The organism is Paenibacillus kobensis NBRC 15729 (assembly GCF_004000825.1).
Classification (GTDB): Bacteria; Bacillota; Bacilli; order Paenibacillales; family Paenibacillaceae; genus Paenibacillus_T; species Paenibacillus_T kobensis.
Genome location: NZ_BILZ01000019.1, coordinates 1 through 17,866, shown reverse-complemented (window position 1 = coordinate 17,866; position 17,866 = coordinate 1). Strand labels below are relative to the sequence as shown.

At 55.1% G+C, this 17,866-nt stretch carries 17 protein-coding genes; 7 read left to right on the top strand and 10 right to left on the bottom strand.

Annotation, left to right across the window (positions count from 1 at the left end; genetic code table 11):
* Nucleotides 1-2: 2 nt before the first annotated feature.
* A complete protein-coding gene (locus tag PKO01S_RS12965; RefSeq protein ID WP_127531773.1) occupies nucleotides 3-1,811 on the bottom strand; it encodes an RNA polymerase sigma factor in 1,809 nt (602 codons plus the stop codon).
* Nucleotides 1,812-2,086: 275 nt separating this feature from the next.
* Here PKO01S_RS12965 and PKO01S_RS12960 point away from each other — a divergent pair, with 275 nt between their 5' ends.
* On the top strand, nucleotides 2,087-3,055 hold the full coding sequence (locus PKO01S_RS12960) for an MraY family glycosyltransferase (RefSeq protein WP_127531772.1): 969 nt from the start codon (nucleotides 2,087-2,089) through the stop codon (nucleotides 3,053-3,055).
* Between the two features lie 109 nt (nucleotides 3,056-3,164).
* On the opposite strand, the gene PKO01S_RS12955 is transcribed toward PKO01S_RS12960, so the two are convergent.
* The gene (locus tag PKO01S_RS12955; RefSeq protein ID WP_127531771.1) at nucleotides 3,165-3,560 is read right to left on the bottom strand and encodes a winged helix-turn-helix transcriptional regulator; all 396 of its coding nucleotides are present in this window, start codon (nucleotides 3,558-3,560) and stop codon (nucleotides 3,165-3,167) included.
* A 150-nt stretch (nucleotides 3,561-3,710) separates the two neighbouring features.
* Here PKO01S_RS12955 and PKO01S_RS12950 point away from each other — a divergent pair, with 150 nt between their 5' ends.
* Nucleotides 3,711-4,751 carry a zinc-binding alcohol dehydrogenase family protein gene (locus PKO01S_RS12950; protein WP_127531770.1) on the top strand — a complete coding sequence of 347 codons (1,041 nt, stop codon included), beginning with the start codon at nucleotides 3,711-3,713 and terminating at the stop codon, nucleotides 4,749-4,751.
* Nucleotides 4,752-4,828: 77 nt separating this feature from the next.
* Here PKO01S_RS12950 and PKO01S_RS12945 read toward each other — a convergent pair whose 3' ends face one another.
* The 5 genes from PKO01S_RS12945 to PKO01S_RS12925 all read right to left on the bottom strand — a co-directional run bounded on the left by PKO01S_RS12945 (nucleotide 4,829) and on the right by PKO01S_RS12925 (nucleotide 10,285).
* Nucleotides 4,829-6,778 carry an ABC transporter permease gene (locus PKO01S_RS12945; protein WP_127531769.1) on the bottom strand — a complete coding sequence of 650 codons (1,950 nt, stop codon included), beginning with the start codon at nucleotides 6,776-6,778 and terminating at the stop codon, nucleotides 4,829-4,831.
* On the bottom strand, nucleotides 6,753-7,529 hold the full coding sequence (locus tag PKO01S_RS12940; RefSeq protein WP_127531768.1) for an ABC transporter ATP-binding protein: 777 nt from the start codon (nucleotides 7,527-7,529) through the stop codon (nucleotides 6,753-6,755). Before PKO01S_RS12940 ends, PKO01S_RS12945 begins: the two co-directional genes overlap by 26 nt.
* A gap of 164 nt (nucleotides 7,530-7,693) precedes the next feature.
* Nucleotides 7,694-8,839 (bottom strand): sensor histidine kinase, encoded by a 1,146-nt coding sequence (locus PKO01S_RS12935; RefSeq protein ID WP_127531767.1) that lies wholly within the window; start codon nucleotides 8,837-8,839, stop codon nucleotides 7,694-7,696.
* A 38-nt stretch (nucleotides 8,840-8,877) separates the two neighbouring features.
* Nucleotides 8,878-9,585: a response regulator transcription factor gene (locus tag PKO01S_RS12930; protein WP_127531766.1), complete on the bottom strand. Its 708-nt coding sequence runs from the start codon at nucleotides 9,583-9,585 to the stop codon at nucleotides 8,878-8,880.
* 112 nt (nucleotides 9,586-9,697) lie between these two features.
* The gene (locus tag PKO01S_RS12925; RefSeq protein ID WP_127531765.1) at nucleotides 9,698-10,285 is read right to left on the bottom strand and encodes an NAD(P)H-dependent oxidoreductase; all 588 of its coding nucleotides are present in this window, start codon (nucleotides 10,283-10,285) and stop codon (nucleotides 9,698-9,700) included.
* 128 nt (nucleotides 10,286-10,413) lie between these two features.
* Between PKO01S_RS12925 and PKO01S_RS12920 the strand changes: the two genes are divergently transcribed.
* Nucleotides 10,414-10,860 carry a MarR family winged helix-turn-helix transcriptional regulator gene (locus PKO01S_RS12920; RefSeq protein ID WP_127531764.1) on the top strand — a complete coding sequence of 149 codons (447 nt, stop codon included), beginning with the start codon at nucleotides 10,414-10,416 and terminating at the stop codon, nucleotides 10,858-10,860.
* 78 nt (nucleotides 10,861-10,938) lie between these two features.
* Here the strand turns inward: PKO01S_RS12920 and PKO01S_RS12915 are convergent, their stop codons facing one another.
* Nucleotides 10,939-12,150, bottom strand: a complete 1,212-nt coding sequence (locus tag PKO01S_RS12915; protein WP_127531763.1) for an MFS transporter — start codon at nucleotides 12,148-12,150, stop codon at nucleotides 10,939-10,941.
* 232 nt (nucleotides 12,151-12,382) lie between these two features.
* Here PKO01S_RS12915 and PKO01S_RS12910 point away from each other — a divergent pair, with 232 nt between their 5' ends.
* Together PKO01S_RS12910 and PKO01S_RS12905 are read left to right on the top strand one after the other, a co-directional pair.
* Nucleotides 12,383-13,174, top strand: a complete 792-nt coding sequence (locus PKO01S_RS12910) for a hypothetical protein (protein ID WP_127531762.1) — start codon at nucleotides 12,383-12,385, stop codon at nucleotides 13,172-13,174.
* 26 nt (nucleotides 13,175-13,200) lie between these two features.
* Nucleotides 13,201-14,136, top strand: a complete 936-nt coding sequence (locus tag PKO01S_RS12905) for an acetamidase/formamidase family protein (protein WP_127531761.1) — start codon at nucleotides 13,201-13,203, stop codon at nucleotides 14,134-14,136.
* Nucleotides 14,137-14,278: 142 nt separating this feature from the next.
* Here the strand turns inward: PKO01S_RS12905 and PKO01S_RS12900 are convergent, their stop codons facing one another.
* Together PKO01S_RS12900 and PKO01S_RS12895 are read right to left on the bottom strand one after the other, a co-directional pair.
* On the bottom strand, nucleotides 14,279-14,722 hold the full coding sequence (locus PKO01S_RS12900; RefSeq protein WP_127531760.1) for a carboxymuconolactone decarboxylase family protein: 444 nt from the start codon (nucleotides 14,720-14,722) through the stop codon (nucleotides 14,279-14,281).
* Between the two features lie 118 nt (nucleotides 14,723-14,840).
* Nucleotides 14,841-15,725 (bottom strand): sigma-70 family RNA polymerase sigma factor, encoded by an 885-nt coding sequence (locus PKO01S_RS12895; protein ID WP_127531759.1) that lies wholly within the window; start codon nucleotides 15,723-15,725, stop codon nucleotides 14,841-14,843.
* A gap of 409 nt (nucleotides 15,726-16,134) precedes the next feature.
* On the opposite strand from PKO01S_RS12895, the gene PKO01S_RS12890 reads away from it, so the two are divergent.
* Nucleotides 16,135-16,836, top strand: a complete 702-nt coding sequence (locus PKO01S_RS12890) for a hypothetical protein (protein ID WP_127531758.1) — start codon at nucleotides 16,135-16,137, stop codon at nucleotides 16,834-16,836.
* A 21-nt stretch (nucleotides 16,837-16,857) separates the two neighbouring features.
* A complete protein-coding gene (locus PKO01S_RS12885) occupies nucleotides 16,858-17,430 on the top strand; it encodes an NADPH-dependent FMN reductase (protein ID WP_127531757.1) in 573 nt (190 codons plus the stop codon).
* Nucleotides 17,431-17,866 lie beyond the last annotated feature (436 nt).

Below are 17,866 nucleotides of genomic sequence, written 5' to 3'. Positions count from 1 at the left end.
GATTATTGCTCCTTCTCAAAGTGGTGAATGGCTTTCTCCAAATATTCGATCGCTGCCGCTTCGAACGTCTGCGCCTGCTCCAGTATCTGCGCATACGCTTCGCACTGCTCTGCTGACAATACCGCAGCGGCTCGGACGAACGGTACGGCGGCGCTTAATTCGGCGAGCGCTTCGGCTGCTTGCTCATAAGCCTCCGAGGCCAGCAGAGTGAGACGCATCGCCTCACCCTCGAACGGCACCGTGCGCAAGTATTGGGCTGCATGCCCCCTCGTGTTGGCATAGACCGCAGCAAGCTGGCCCAAGCCGTATCGGTTCGGCGGTTTATCCGGGCCGCCTCGCAGATGCTCCATCCATCGGTCGTATGCTGCCAGGCCGGTCGTATACGATAGATACGTCGTCATCGGACGATAACCCCATCGGTTCTTCGAATACGCGATTGCGAATCGAATGGCTTGAACCGCTTCATCGCTCCGGCGCTTGCGCATATGAACCGTGCCCGTTAAGCGCGGGGCGGCCGAAGCGGAAGAGGGCCCCTTGCCGTCGATGGCAACGAGAAACCGGACCGGATTGTTCGCGATGTCTTCGTACGTCAGAATCTTGCCGCTGGGCTTCAGTACATCGGTTAAGTGAACGGCCTTCTCTTCATCGTCATAGCCGTAAATGAGCGACCATTCGTGAACGTAAGGCCGCGAGGCGCTCGTATCGAAATAAAGCACCGGCTTGCCGAGATCAATATACTTGCGGATGAATGGAATGACGGCTTCTTCGATCGGCAGAACGACCGGGAACCGTTCGACGGCGCCAAGCAGCGGGACGGGGGTGTCCGACAATTGGCCGCACAGCATAGTCGAATCATAGCCGAGCTGCTGAAGCAATTGCTGCACGGAAGTTCGCCAATCGAACATGTAGACGCCGTCCGCGAACGTCGTTTTGTCCGATATTTGCATACGGAACGCGAAGCCGGACAGCCCCATCAACTCAGCTGTTTCACGCGGGTCGCCTATTGCGGCCAGCATATGGCCGATCCGGTCGATTAAGCTTATAGACGCCGAAGCGTGAAGCGGCCAGCCGGGCAACTCAAGCTGCTTCCTCTTGACCATAGCGATTCCTCCCTTCTCGGGCAGCAGACCAAGGGAGGCGCGAACCTGCTCATTGCGCAGTTTCTGGCGGGACCGGTGGATATACGTGTAGATGGAGCCTGTCGTCATCTGATACATGGATGCGATCTCATCAGGACTAAGCTGCCGGAAGAAATAAGCCTCGAATATGCCGCGTTCCTTCTTCGACAGGCAGTGCAGCAGCGCATGAATCGTCTCGTACATCTCCTTGCGCATGAGATGCTCTGCCGGATCGTCATCGCCGCTTGCCGCCTTCGAGGCCGACCGGGTCAGATGGAACAAAACGCTGTCCAAGTCGCTCCATTCGACATGGCTGCTATCCGACTCCGCAGGCCGGAATGCGGCGAACGGCCTTTCCTTCCTATATGGGCCCCCGCGCCGCATACGCATATTGGCCTGGTTCTGTACAATCCGGTGCAGCCACGACAGAAAACGGCTTGAATCCTGCAGCGTACCGATATGCAGAAAAGCGCGAATGAGCGCATCCTGCACAATGTCGTCAGCCATATGAGGATCTCCGGTTATCTGCTGCGCCCAGCCTTTGACACGATGCCGGTGCTGCTCGATCAGCTCGCCGAACGCTTCCGTATCGCCCTGCCGCGCCCGCTCGGCGAGCATTCGGCCGTGCTGTTCGTCAACGGATTCCCGCCGCCCGGTCTGCATTGCATCGCCATCTAATTCGTGAATTCCCATGTCCGCCTCCCGCGCCTTACATCGATCTCGCCCTACAGGAACACTGATGCCAATCGCCGAAACATTTTGAACAAGAAAGAAGAAACAAGATTAAAAAAAGATTGGAAAGTTTCATTTGAAAGAAAGGAAATATTAAACAAAATTATACGAATCAATTAAAACATTTGTCATGTGGAATTTTGGGAGAGTTCGAAACCTTTCGCTAGATTCCGGCGTCTGCATATAGGAACAGAGCCATTATTACATTTACCGATAAAATGTGCAGATAGGAGAGGATGGCCATTTCGTACGCCATAGCATTCGCAATATCCTTCTTGATCGTGTACGTCTTAATCCCGCCGCTCGGGAAGCTTGCGTTCCGTCTTGATTTTGTGGACAAGCCCCGCGCTGATGTCGAGCGCAAGATTCATCGGCAGCCGATTCCGCTTACAGCCAGCTACGCGATTTTCATCGGATTCATAGCGACTTATTTCATTTATGTGCATGGATTCACCTTGCAGACCGGCGCGATTATCGCGGGTTCGCTGCTGTTGTTAACGATCGGGACGGTCGACGATTGGTACAAAACGAAAGGAAAGGACTTTCCTTCGCTGCCGAAGTTTATTATCCAAATGTCGGCTGCCGTGCTGGTGTACGCCTCCGGCATCCGGTTTCACGGGTTTGACAATCCGCTGACCGGCCAATTCATGAATTTCCCGGAATGGCTGCAATTTCCGCTGACGGTGCTGTGGATATTCGGCGTAACGACGGTCATTAATTTCTCCGACGGCATGGACGGCTTAGCGGGCGGCTTGTCCGCGATATCGGCCGGGACGCTGTTCGTCGTGGCGCTGGCGATGGGCCAGAGCGAGTCGGCCATGATGGCGATTATTCTCGTCGGCGTGACGGTGGCATACTTGCGGTATAATAAGCCGCCGGCCAAAGTGTTCATGGGTGATGCCGGAGCGACATTCCTTGGCTTCATTCTGGCCGTTATCGCGCTTGATGGCGCGTTCAAGCAGGCGACGGTGCTGTCGATTTTTATTCCGATTCTGGCGCTCGGCGTTCCGATCTTCGACAATCTGTTCGTCGTGGCAAGGCGCCTCATTCAAGGCAAGCCGATCTATCAGGCAGATGCGAGCCAGGCGCACTACCGGTTGCTGCGCACGGGTCTGAACCCGAAGCAGGTTGTACTCTTTCTGTATTTGGTCAGCAGCTGCTTCAGCTTGTTCTCCATTATCCTTCTGCTGCTTCAGCAGCAGTGAAGGACTTTAACTCGAATAGGGCTGTCCCCTAAGTCATGTGATGACTTAAGGGACAGCCCTTTCTGTTTCTTGGGACTACAGCTCACATGGGTTGCACGCGTTAAGCGAGTCAGGCTTTGCCGGAGCGGCACGCTTCATCAGGAGCCGAAACCTCGGACTGGTGCGGCTTGTTCTTATAACTTATTCCCCACTCTTTCATCAACTGAATAATCGGGACGAGTGTTCTTCCGAACTCGGTCAACGAATATTCGACCTTCGGGGGCACCTGCTGATACACCTCGCGGTGAACGACGCCGTCTTCCTCCAGCTCCCGCAACTGAAGGGTAAGCATACGCTGTGTGATTGCGGGGCAGATTCGTCTAAGCTCATTAAACCTCTTAGGACCTTCGGTAAGATGATAGATCAGTTGGCCCTTCCACTTACCGCCGATGACGTCGAGCGTATGACCGACGGGGCAGGCTTCGCCGCGGGCGGAATCGTCGAAGTTATTTTTACGGTATCGCATGAGGCGGTATTCAACTCCTCTCCTCTACAGAGACGGTATTCTTATTGATACTACATTACATTATTGTGCGTACTTACCATTTTATTGCACAGGGGTTAAACTGACAATGGCAGTAATTTTAGATCCTCATATCAAAGGAGTTGGAGAACGATGACAGTTGCAGAGACGATGAAGGCGGTAGGCTTATATAAATATTTGAGCATAGACAATCCCGACAGCTTGTTGGACGTCACGATCGAGAAACCGGCAGCGGAAGGCCGCGATCTGCTCGTTCGCGTGAAGGCGATATCGGTCAATCCGGTCGATACGAAGGTACGGTCGCCGAAGGAGCACGAAGAGAGCGCGCCGCGTGTTCTCGGTTGGGACGTGGCGGGAGTAGTCGAGCAGACAGGTTCGGATTGCACGTTGTTTCAGCCGGGTGACGAAGTGTACTATGCAGGCAGCATCATCCGGCCGGGCGGCAACAGCGAGTTCCACCTTGTCGATGAACGCATCGTGGGCAAGAAACCTGCCTCGCTCGATTACGCGCAAGCGGCGGCGCTGCCGCTCACGGCGATCACCGCTTGGGAAGCGCTGTTCGACCGGTTGGGCGTATCTCGGGATGCTGCTGCTAATGCCGGAAGATCGATTCTAATTATCGGAGCGGCAGGCGGCGTAGGCTCAATCGCGGTCCAACTGGCTGACCATGTTGGATTGACCGTCGTCGGTACGGCGACCCGCCCGGAATCGCAGGAATGGGTCCGCCAGTTAGGTGCCCGCCATACGATTAGCCATGCCGAAGCATTCCAGCCGCAGCTCGCGGCGATTGGTCTGCCGCATGTCGATTATATTTTATGCTTGAACAGCGCGGAACAGCATTGGGCGAACATGAGCGAGGCGATCAAGCCGCAGGGCAAAGTAGGCTTGATTACGAATATCAAGGAACCTCTTCATTTGTCATTGTTCATGAATAAGAGCGTTACGATCGCATGGGAGCTCATGTACACACGGTCGACGCATCAGACCGACGACATGATCGAGCAGCATAAGCTGCTGAACGAGCTGGCAGAACTCGTCGACAGCGGCACCATCCGGACGACGCTGACCGAGAAGCTGTCGCCGATCAACGCAGCTAATTTGCGGAGAGCACATGCGATAATAGAGACCGGCCGGACACTCGGCAAGGTTGTGCTGGAGAATTGGGAATCATGATGATTCTATTATAAAGAAGACAGCCCCTTCGGTTGCGAACCGAAGGGGCTGTCTCGTTAAGGCGTGGTCTGCGGACGCTAGCTCGTAAAGCTCTTGGCAATCTTGTTCAAATACGAGCGACGGGCGGCAAAGAAGTAGAGGCTTTGCATGACGATATAGATGCCGACGACGACAAGCGAGTATTGCATGGCGCTCACGACGAGCAGATTGCCAAGCGACTTCATGGCGAACATCGTATGCACGATGCCGACGAGGCAAGGGACGAAGAATATAATCGCGATTTGCGTCGTCACCGTGCGGCGGATTTCGGCTGCCGTCATCCCGATTCGGTTGAGCGCCCGGAATTGGTCGCGGTCTTCTTCCAGCTCGGTGAACAGCTTGAAGTAGATCATGCTGCCAGAGGCGATGAAGAACAGGACGCTGATAAACAAACCGATGAATAAGGTGAGCGCCATCGATTGCTTCGTTTCCTCGTATCGCGCAACGCGGTTATCGAACTGGCCCTTCATGTCCTCTGGAACGAGCGCTTCAATCTTCGCCGCCGTGTCGCCTTGGGACGTCCAGTTCTTCAGCTCGAAGCCGTAGACAACGGTTTTCTTGTCGTCAGGCACGCCCTGCAACAGCTGGGTGTATTGCGCCGCGTCGACGACGAGCAGCTCGGTCGCCGCGCCTCTCGGGTAAGCGATCGATCCTCCGCTTACTTGGCGGTCTACCGTTAACGGCAATTCAGTCGCCCCGTCATTGATCTTCACTGGAAGCGGCTTGCCGGTCTCGACGAGCGAACCGCTCACTCCGGTATACGGAATGACATATACCGCATGTCCCGGATCGACGCTCAGAAGGGGACGATCGCGGTGCATTTTATGTCCGTATTCGTTATAGGACTCTTCCGATATGATCAACGCGGTAGAAGTCTCTAAGCTTCGTCCGATGGCCGGCAGTTGCGCCGATGCGCCGACGAGCTGCACTTCGTAACTGATCCCGACGCGGTCCTCCTTGAGGATTGTGCGCACCTTCTCCGGGTCGAGAACATCATGCGTATTCAGCCCTTTCTCATAGAAGCTTATCGTCTGCGGTACCGAGTCCATCAACTGTTCCTTCGAGCCGAGGAAGAAGACGTAGAACGTCCCGGAGGCGGTCAGGATGACAGCGCTCATGACCGATACGGTGAATAGAATACGAGCGTTGTCCTTCATTTTGAACACGAGCTGAGAGATGGTCATGAGATTCGTCTGTTTGTAGTAGACCGATTTTCTCCGCTGCAGCCAGCGGAATATGATCACGCTGGCCTGCGTGAACAAGAAGAACGTACCGGCGACAACCAAGGCGACGACAGGCAGCATGTAGACGATGGCATTACTCATATTCATCGTATACGCCAGATAGTAGCCTGCTCCCAGGCAGCACACCGACAGCAGCACGAGCCACTTGGATGCCAGAGGAGGCGATTTCGGCTTCTTGGAAGCTTTCAATAGATCAATGATCTGGCTTCTTCCCACCTGGAACAGAGTGATGAGTGTAATGAATAGGAATAGAACAAAGAATCCGGCTGCTGTCAGCAGCAGCGCCTTGCCTGCGATGAAGAACCGGATCGGGTGCTCCATCTCGAGAATGGTGGACAGCGCCATGAAGAACAGCTTGAGGAACAAGGTGCCGAAGGCGATGCCGGTTCCGATCGCGAGCAGCGATGTCGCAATATTTTCGTACAGGACCATCCGGCGCATCTGCCCCCTCGTCATGCCGAATAACGACAGCAGGCCGAATTCCTTCTTCCGCGATTTCAGAAACGCCGACATCGAGTAGAGAATGAAGAAGAACGAGAAAATAGCGATAATATATTCGCAGAACAACATGCCGGTCCTTACGCCTTTGGCTGCATGAATGTGGCCGTGTACGACGTCGGGATGGAAGATGAAGGCCGCGTAGATGAAGAAAATCATAACCGAGAATACGCTGCTTAAGAAATAGGCGACGTATTGATGCCAGTTGCCCCGGACATTCTTAATTGCGAACTGCCGAAAGTTCATCGAAATTCCCTCCCAACACGCTCAGCGAATCGAGAATTTGCTGGAAGAATGCCTGCCGGTTCGTGCCGCGCCGGATTTCCGAGAAGAACGATCCGTCTTTAATGAACACAATTCGTTTGCAATAGCTCGCGGCAAAAGGGTCGTGCGTCACCATCATAATCGTCGCGCCCATCTGCTCGTTCAAATCCTTCAGCGAGTCCATGACGTCCTTCGCCGATTTCGAATCGAGGTTGCCGGTCAGTTCGTCCGCCAGCAGAATGGCCGGCTGGTGGATCATCGCACGCGCGATGGCTGCCCGCTGCTTCTGGCCGCCGGACACCTCGTACGTCCGCTTGTCGAGAATCGCGCTGATGCCGAGCAGCTCGGCGCTTTGTTGAAGCCGTTTCTCGATTTCCTTGATGTTCGTATTATCGAGTACTAGAGGCAGAATGATATTTTCTTTAATCGACAGCGTGTCGAGCAGGTTGAAATCTTGAAAAATAAAACCGAGCTCCCGGCGGCGGAACAGCGCCAGCTTCTTGTCGTCCAGCACAGCCGGATTGACGCCGCCGATCTCGACTTTGCCGGACGTCGCTTTGTCGATCGTGGCGAGAATGTTGAGCAGCGTTGTTTTGCCGCTTCCCGAAGGGCCCATGACACCGACGAACTCGCCCTTCTGGATATCGAGATCGATATCGCTTAATGCCCGGTACAGCATTTTTCCTTTGGATCCATATACTTTGGTCAGCCCTTGGGCTTTCAGTACGCTCATTCGTGAATCCCTCCGCTTTGTTTCTATTATGGCTTGCCGTTACAGCAACTATGTTCACAGTATAAACGAGGGGGGAGGGCGGCCCCCATTGATTTACCTTTCAAAGCAGAGTGTGAAGCTTACAACTTTGTCACCTTTGTACGGCAGCTTACAGTTGGAGGCGATTAAGGGATAAGCCCGTGATGAATGGCTCCGCTGTCGTGGAAATAAATGATGACCGTCGTGCCGCTGCCAAGCTCCGATTCGACCGCTATGTCATGGCCGAGACGGCCGCATACTTCTCGTGCAAGGTACAGTCCCATGCCGGTCGACTCTTCAATGAGCCGGCCGTTCTCTCCCGTGAAGAACGGGTCGAACACGCGCGGCAGGTCATGCTCGGCAATGCCGATGCCTTGATCTGTCACCGACAAGACGAAGCCGCCGCCGGACAGCGGTTCTACAGTGAACTGGAGCGTCTTGCTGCCAGGCTTGTCCTTCGAATATTTGACCGCGTTCGTGATCAATTGATTTAGGATAAAAGCCAGCCACTTCCCATCGGTTTCGACCACTGCTTCCGCGCCTTCAACGCGAGGGAAGATCGACGCTCGAATGCATGCTTTCTTGTGGCCGTTAATCGTCTGCCGGATAAGCGGCAGCAGCGGAACGCGGTCGATCCGAACGTCCATGCGGAACTGGTCCATTCGCGCCGTATGCAGCATCATCTCAAGCCCCCGGGATATGCGCTCGAGTTCTTCCTGGATGCTGCTTCGCAGCATGGGATCGTCTCCGGCCGCTGGCTGTTCGGCTGCTTGCTGCAGAAGCAGGTCGATGACCGACACCGGCGTCTTCATATGATGAACCCACTGGTTCGTGAAATGCAGATGCTGTTCCCGCTGGCGCCTGTAATCCGCGATCTCGTCTGCGAACGCTTTGTGCTGATGCGCGAGAAGCTTCTGCACCGCTTGCTGCTCGCGGGTGACGCCATCTTGTACCCGCACGATAGAGACGGCGGACGGCTTGTCTTCTGCAAGCATGTCGGCGACTTGCCGGTAATAGGGGCGTTGGCGTGCGTAGTCCCAGATAAGCCAGCCGAGGGCGACGACGGAAGCGAGCACGAACATGTACACGATATTACTGATGCCCGGCACGTAACCGTCGCGGCTGCGCTCCAACGAGAAGACAAGAATGACGAAGATGAGCGCCAGATAGAAAGCGGCGATATAGGGCAGTCTGTCGAGCAGGAACGATTGAATCGTAAAGATTCGTTGCACGGATGACTCGTCAGGATGATGGTTTGATGGCGAATGCCGCTGAGGTTGGTAACGAGGCATCAGGGTTCACTCCTTGCATGTTGATGTCAGCGGTCCGCTCAACGATCCGCATCGGCCAGCGGAAGGTTGAGCCGGTAGCCTTGTCCGCGGACCGTCTCGATCGCTTTCGGCAGGCCAAGCTCTTCTAGCTTCTTGCGTACGCGCGTCACATTGACGTTGAGCGTGTTGTCGTCGACGAAGTGAACATTGTCCCATAGCGCTTCGAGCAGATCGTCCCGGCTTACGATTCGCCCGGCCTTCGCGAGCAGAGAGCCGAGCAGCAGGCATTCGTTGCGGGACAGATCGGCTTGGATGCCGTTCCACTCGACAATGTTTCGTGCGCGGTCAAGCGTCAGGCCGTTCGCCATGAGCTCGTCCGTGCTTGAAGTTGGAGCGGCATACTCGCCGTAGGCGCGACGGAGTGCGCTTTTGATTTTGGCCATCACAACATCGAGATGAAACGGCTTCGTCATATAGTCGTCGCCGCCGTTCTCGATTGCCATGACTTGATCCATATCGCCAACCCGCGCAGACAGGAAAATAATCGGCACATTGGACACGGTCCGAATCTGGCGGCACCAGTAGAACCCGTCGAAGTGCGGCAGGTTAATATCCAGCAGCACAAGGTCCGGCTTCGTGTCGGCGAACTCCTGCTTCAGCTCGCGGAACCTTGTTGCACGAACGACCTCGTAACCGTAGCGTTCGATATATTGCTGCAGAATCGAAGCGATTTTATCATCGTCCTCGATGATCATTATGCGGTACATAAGGCGCCTCCTTATTCATGTCAAAATATAGGGTAGCCTATTACGGTTCGAGTGGCAACTCGCAAAAAGCCGATGCCCTCCAGCGAACAGGGCATCGGCTTTCAACGAGATACTATGAGGTAACCGCTCTGAAGTAGCGGTATACTTTGTCCAGCTTGTTCTTCTGCTGTCCGTTCGGTTTCTCCATACCGCCGAATTCGAAGAACTTAACGCTCTTAATGCCGACGTAACGGAAGAGCGCCTTACGCATGAGCACCTTGTGCGCATTGTTCAGCCATAACAGCGGATAGAGCGCAGGACCTTTCATGGTGGAAATGCAGACGACCGACTTTCCTTTCAGAAGCCCTTCGGGCAGCAAGCCCTTCTTATCCCGGTATGCGAAGTTGGAGGCGAACAACTGGTCGATGTATCCGAGCAGCATCGCGGGCGGGCGTCCCCACCAGATAGGGTAGACGAGTACGATTTTGTCAGCCCATAAGAGCTGTTTCCGGTATTGCTCCAGCTCAGGGTCCTTATGCATATCCCGGCGGCGTTTATCTTCATTGAACACCAGCACCGGGTTGAACGATTCGGCATAAAGGTCCAGCACCTGTACTTCTTCTATTCGTTCATTCTCGCTGCTGCCCTGGATGACTTGCTGCAGAAAGGCATAGCTTAAGCTTGTGTGATTCGGATGGGTAAAAATAACGAGCATTTTCATCGGTCAAGCTCACCTCTTTTACTTATCATTTGACAACAAAATACTATCACACAGACAAAATAGTTGTCAAATGATAATTGTTAATTGATATGTATTTTGTTATCTTAACGGATGAGAGGGTGAGATTGATGGACCAGAAGAAGGCGCTGTTTTACGAGATGGTATCGTTCATCACTTCCGTTCATCAGACGATGTACGTGATGACGAAAGAATTGCCGCTCGGCGACGTTACGCCTGTCCAGTATGGGATTCTTGAATATATTGCCGTATCGCAGCCGGTGACGCTGAGCGAAATTAGTGACTGCAAACATATTTCGATGCCTAACACGAGCCGCGAGCTGAAGAAATTGACGGACAAAGGCATGTGCGAGAAGGCGGAGGCGGAGGATGACAAGCGCAAGCAGTACATCCGGCTTTCCTCGAAAGGACAGCAGTTCATGGATGCGGCGTTCGCTCATATGGAGCGGGAATTTCTAGGGCGGATCGGGTCCGCTGACGGGGAAGAGCTGGAGCAGATGAGGAGGGCGATGGTCCTGCTGCGGACGAAAGTATTTGATACGGATGGTGCTATATAAAAAAATGACGAACGGCGATGCCGTTCGTCATTTTTGTTAGCGGCCAGAAAGGAAGGCGGGTTCGGACTTGCCTTCCTTCTATGCCGCTTCCTTCCGAATGCGGTGCGCCAGCCAGACGGCGAAGCCGAGCAGCACTGCGCCGCCCCCGGCCATACAAACTCCGCTCCAGCCCCACTCATGCCAAGCATAGCTGCCAATGGTGGAGCCGATTGCTCCGCCAGCGAACGTCGTTACCATCTGCACGGTGTTCAGCCGGCTCCTTGCCTGCGGCTCCAGCGCATAGATGCGCGTCTGATTCGCGACCTGCGTTCCTTGCACGCCGAGATCCAGCAAGATGACGCCTGCGATGAGAGCCCACAGCGATCCGCCGAGCGTGCCGAACAGCACGTAGGCGAGCAGGTTCAGCACGATCAGCGCGCCGATCATCCATTTGGTGCTGATCCGGTCCGCGAGCCGGCCGACGATTGGCGCTCCGAGCGCTCCGGCTGCCCCGATAAGGCCGAATAGACCGGCGATTTGGCTGCTGTAATGGTACGGCTCTCCTTCGACGTAGAACGATAACGCGGTCCAGAAAATGCTGAACGCGGCAAAGTTCGCGCCGCCGATCAGCGCCGATTCCCGAAGGGTAGCGTACTTCGCGACCAGACTGCCCATGGACCGAAGCAGTTGGCCATAGCGCAGACCGGATGACTGGCGGCTGTGCGGCAGCTTCATGCGCAGCAGTACGAGCAATGCGAGCATGGCCGCGGCCGCGACGCCGTACATGAGGCGCCAGCCCCATGTTCCGCCGATGAGGCCGGATACGGTGCGCGTGAGCAGGATGCCGAGCAGCAGGCCGCTTGTGACGGTGCCGACGGCTTTGCCTTGTTCGCCCGGTGCTGCGAGCGTCGCGGCGAGCGGGATTAGGATTTGCGGCACGACCGTCGTCAGTCCGACCGCAAAGCTTGCGGCATAAATCCAAATCAGATTCTGCGCAGATGCTACGCCAATGAGCGAGAGGCAGACGAGCGAGAGCAGCACCGTCAGGAGTCCTCTGCGTTCCTTTATGTCTCCTAGCGGTACGAAGAGAAACATACCGAGCGCATAACCGATCTGCGTGCATGTCGAGATGAGACCGACTTCGTCCGGCTGAACGCCGAACGACCGGCCGATATCGGCCAGCAGCGGCTGGTTGTAATACAGATTGGCGACCGTCATTCCGGCGGCGAACGCCATAAGCAGCAGCAGACCGCGGGAAAGCTGCAGCTGGGATGCGGAGGGTGAAGCGGGTATGGATAATTGTGCAGACATAACGGATAAAAGTCCTTTCTTATATGGTCGTTCTCCTGGAATGGCTATTGTTATTGTTACTATATAGCAAGGGCGGCCAAGTCCGCTATGGATGAGGTTGACATCCTGTTTCGGCGGACTAACCGTTTAAGAAAAAAAGGATGGACGAATCGGAAGCGGAATGCAACAATTTCCATATTGCAACGTTTGTAAGTTGATCAGAGATATGGACGGACGGGAGAGGAACGGGGCAATGCGCAAGATGAGAGGGACGCCCATGCTGCTGTCTCTACTAGCAGTGCTGCTTATGAGCGCCTGCCAGAACGGAAGCCGGGAGCAGACAAGCGGCAGCGGCGAGTTGAAGCCGAATATGGCGGTAATCCACTCGGCTGAGGAACCAGCCGGTATGGAAGTGCCGGAGTCAACGCAGCCAACGCCTACGCAAGAGCAACAGGAGTCAGCGGGTTCCGTACTCATCCTTTCCCCGGTGCTCATTGGGGAAGGTACGACCGAGATCGGCGATAGCGGCGTGATGACGACGGTCCGGTTATGGCTCGAGTCGGGCAGGCAAGTGACGGATGACGAGCCGGGTCCATTCCAAGGCACGTACCTGTACGGGACATTCGAGCTGGAGGCAGTCTTGCCGGATGGCAAGACGCTGCCGAGAATGCCGCTGAAGGATGCGTTCGCAGGAACGGAATTAACGTTTCGGCAAGGGAAACCGTTCAAGCTGTTATTCGACGATTATAATGCGGACGGCAAGCCGGATTTCACCATCGGCCAATGGGCTGGAAGCAACGGGGGCGATTATGCGATGCTGACGGTGGATGAGAAGGGCATGCATATATTGGCGCATATGTACTCGGCCGATCACCGACAATCGATCCGGTACCCGAAAGTAAGCGATACGGCTTTCGTGAACCAATATTACGACATGGAGTCGGGGTATAAGGATGTTGTTTACCGCTGGCAGAATGGTGAATTTGTCGCTGACGCTCCTGTCGATGCGCAAGAAGTTCACCGGGCGGGAGTGGAAGAGGAGTAGGAGATTCGACGATAAGGAGGCTATTTATGACTATCCATTATTATAGACCGGATCAATCGACCATGTACGGAACGGTATCCGCCGAGTTTGAACCGGCAATAACCATTCGATCCGGTGATACGGTGCACTATTCGATGTTCGACGCCGGGTGGGGCACTCCATCCGCGGAAGGCAGACGGACCAAGCCATACGAGCGCAGGCCGGAGATCGATCTTGGACACGCGTTGTGCGGTCCGCTCTATATTCCCGAGGCGAAGAAAGGGATGACGCTGGAGGTTCGGATCGACGAACTCGTTCCGGGTCCATACGGCTTTACGGCAGCGGGCCAATACCCGAATTGGCAGAACCGGATGCTCGGACTGACCGAGTACGAGGAAATCATACTAGGGTGGGAGCTCGATGCCGTAACCCGGGTCGGCCGTACGACGATTAAGGACCGTACGTTTGCCGTGGGGCTTCAACCGTTCCTTGGCTTCCTGGGCATGCCGCCTGAAGAGAAGGGCATTCATACCACTTGGCCTCCCCGCTTTAGCGGAGGCAATATCGACTGCAAGGAATTGACCGAAGGGAGCCGGCTGTACTTGCCGATTCCGGTGGACGGAGCATACTTCTTCGCAGGGGACGGACATGCGGCGCAGGGCGACGGAGAGATAAGCTGCCAGGCGATCGAATGTCCGATGGAGTCGGCACGGCTGACGTTCCGCGTGCATGAGGATATGCCTCTTACATTGCCGTTCGCCGATACGGCGAACGGATGGGTTACGTTCGGATTCCACGAGGATTTGAATGAGGCGACCGTACAGGCAATGGACGGGATGCTGAATTTGATGGGCAAGCTGTACGGCCTGAACCGGGTAGAGGCGATAGCGCTCGGCAGCGCGGTCGTCGATCTGCGCATTACGCAGGTCGTCAACGGTGTCAAAGGCGTTCACGCTGTACTGCCTCGCCATTCTCTGCGGTAAACTCTTAGCGGGTTGAATGTTGCGCGCTTAAACTGCTGCTATAACGGAAAAACCGCTCCATATAGACTGCACCCCAAAGGTTAGAATATCTAACGCTTGGGGTGCGGTTCGAGAGGAGCGGTTTTTTATAGGCTGCCGAAATTTAAGCTTTCGGAGGGATCATGCCCGTCGAGACGGCGATCCGGTTCCAACCGTTGATCGTATTGATCGCCATGATGAGCGTGACGAATTCCTGCTCCGTGAAGTGCTCTCTTACGCGCTCGTACAGAGATTGAGGAACGCCGGCTTCCGAGATGCGGGTAACGGCCTCGGTCAGTTCGAGCGCTGCGCGCTCCTTCTCGGTGTAGAACGGCGCCTCGCGCCATACGCTGATCAGATGAACGCGCTGTTCGGATTCCCCCATACCGCGCAGTTCCTGCGTGTGCATATTCAAGCAGAAGGCGCAGCCGTTGATCTGGGACGCGCGGATTTTGATCAACTCATACAGCGTGCGGTCAAGGCCGGACTCCGAGATGTAGCCCTCCAACTTCAGCATCGCGTTATAGGCTTCCGGATTGGCTTGTTGCGGATTGATTCTTTGTTTCATGTTGTTTCCCTCCAAGGATTCGTATTTGGTTTATCTGCAATTAAGACAATCGAGACCTCGGATTTGTGACAGGGTCCATGAAAAATTATGCGAAGAAGTTGTGCGAACCGTGCCGGGTCTAGCGAAAAGTTCCATGAATATGCGTCAGTTTGTCTGGATTCGATACGATGTACATGCTGTGAATGCTTCCATCCTCTGCGTAGCCGAAGGTCAGCGCCTGCATCTTATCAGGCCGAATGAGCAGCAGCCCTGGTTGGCCGCTCATGCGGATCGGGTGGAACGTGCCGGCGTAGGAGCCTTTGGCGAACAGACCGGCCACGAAGGCTGCAATGCGCTCCCGTCCGAGTATCGGATTGATGGCGGTGCGGACTTTGCCGCCGCCGTCGGCGATGAGCACCGCATCGTCCGTCAGCAGCCGGAGGAACGGCTCGAACTGGCCGGTCCGCGCGCCTTCGGCGAATGCTTGCAGGTAGGGCTCCGCTGCATCAGGCTTGGCGGCGGGGCTGCTCTCTGCGCTCCCGAAGGCGCCGAGCTTCGATTTCGCCCGGCTGAATATTTTGCGGCAAGCGGCTTCGGTTTTATCGAGCATCAAGGCGATTTCGTCATAGGCGTAGCCAAGCGATTCCTTCAAGACATAGACGGCCCTCTCCCCGGGCGTCAGCTCTTGAAGAAGAACGAGCAGCGCGTATCCGAAACTTTCGCGAAGCATCAGCTGTTCTGACGGTTCTTCTGCCGCCGCCAGCGTAATGTCCGGCTCGGGCAGCCAATTGCCGGGATACACTTCTTTCTGCCGCCGGGCGGACTTCAACAGGTTGATGGAGCGGTTCGTCACCATTTTCATCAAATAAGCTTTCGGATGCTCAATCAAGGCTGAGTCGTGCCTGCGGACCGATACGAAGACGTCCTGAACGGCGTCTTCCGCATCTGTGACGGTTCCGAGGATCCGATAGGCGTAAGCGGTCAATTGCGGTTTGTACGTTCGGTACATTTCATCGAGATCCATGTCGTGCCTCCTGTAAGGTTGATCGGAGTCCGTTATCGCGGTTCGAGCGATCAATGGTGAGGGATATGATACTAGAGATTACCATGAACGGGCGGGAAAGTCATATGCTGGCGGGTAGACTAGCCGGTTAATCAAGCCTCATAGGAACGCGGATGCTGTCCGCTGCGCGGAATAGGTCAAAAGCCGGGAAGGAATGATGCAGAACCTTCTCGGCTTTTGTCGGTCCTTGGTCGGTTGCGGAGCAGATGGACGTAGTTCACGGCGGCTATGTACAAGGGAGAAGCCTAATTTATATAATGGGCTTGATTTCCACTTCAGTTAAGTTTAAGAAATGATTCAGGCGGTTAAAAATTAGGACAATCGTTACAGTCGAGGTGCAGATGCGCCGTGCGGTCAGGAGGATATAAAGATGCAACTCGCCAGATTCCTGCAGAACAAACGAATGGCCGCAGGCGCCCTCGTGGTGCTCGCTGCCGCGATTCTGTTGCTGTTCGACAGCTTCTCGAAGGCAGGGACAAGCAGTGTCCCGGCAAATACGGCTGAGCTGAAGAGGGCGGAGCTCAACGTATTGATCGATCAATGGCAGACGGAATCGGAAGGGCATGCTGTGTCGTCCAACCCGTATGATTATATGAACACGCCGGCGTTGGAGCGGATGACCCAGCTAAGCGCTGATTATCTCCCGTATATTGTCGAGCGTATGGAGCAGGATCAGTCGCTGACCTCCTTCGTGCTGACGAGTGTCGTCACGAAGGTGTCCCAAGCGAAGGAAGTGTCCGGGTTTAAGTTCGAGTCGCCTGGCGGATTCGTGAAGCAGTGGAAGAAGTTCGAGCAAAGCATTCCTTCGCGCTACACGGTTATTCGGGATAAAGCAGAGTCCCGCGACGGATCGGAAGAAGCGGTACAAGACGCGGTCGAGCTTGGCGTATTGGCCGTGCCGTATATTATGGAGGATATCCGGGCGGGGAGAGCCGACCTTGCACCCGCGATCGCGCAGCTGCTGCCCAGTGAGAAGACGCCGTCCGGCAGCAGCGTGAAGGCGTGGAAGAAGTGGGTAAACGGTGCAGGGGAGAAGTACGGGGTGTTGAAAGGGATTGCGGGAGATCGATAACTTATACGGGGTGAGCGGGACATGAACCAAGAAGCTGTACATTTGTTGGCGATTTCGGGAAGTCTGCGAGGCGCATCTTCGAATTCAAAGCTGCTGCACGCGATTGGCGCTTTGCTGCCGGACAACGTGAGCTGCGAGATCTATGCCGGCATCGGCGAGTTGCCGCATTTCAATCCTGATCTGGACAACGATGATCCGCCGGATTCGGTGCGGGCTTTCCGACAGACTGTGAAAACAGCGGACGGCGTTCTGTTATGTACGCCTGAGTATGCGAACGGCGTGCCGGGCGTACTGAAGAACGCGCTGGACTGGCTTGTATCGTCTGGCGAATTCGTCTACAAGCCGACCGCTGTCGTGACCGCTTCGCCGAATCCGAGGGGCGGCAATCATGCGAATGAATCGCTGGTGCTGACGCTCACTATGATGACGGCGGACATCGTGGAGGGAGGAGCCGTTACGCTTCCTTTCGTTGTTAGCGCCAAATTCGGCGAGAACGGAGAGATTACCGATCCGGATATGATTTCTCGGCTATCGCCGCTTCTTCAGAGCTTGGCTGATGCAATGGATCGCAAAAAGCAGGCAATCACGGAGTAAAAGGTGAGCTCATGCTCCTGCATCATTCATTCGCGGAGATAAAGTAAAGGCCGCTGCCGAGAGACAGTCGTCCGCGGCTTTTTTTTGCATATAGAGGGTGCAAAGCGAAGGCCATCATGAGGATTCCGAACGCCTGCTCAATGGCATTGCGCGAGCGCGCAAGCCCAATGGTGAAACGCAGGCCTTCATTGCAGTTTGTACAATGAGATCTGCGTCATGTACTCCTATTGCCGGTTCCGTTGTAGTTCATACAATGAGAAATCGGAATAATCGCCGTAATAGTAATGATTCCGCCTCTAGTGGCAGTTTCCCGTTGTACAGAATACAACGAGACCCTCCTATCCGATCAAATAGGCTTATTCCATTGCACGAAATACAATGAAGCCGATCGGATCCGATCCAACCCAACCCAACCCAACCCAACCCAACCCAACCC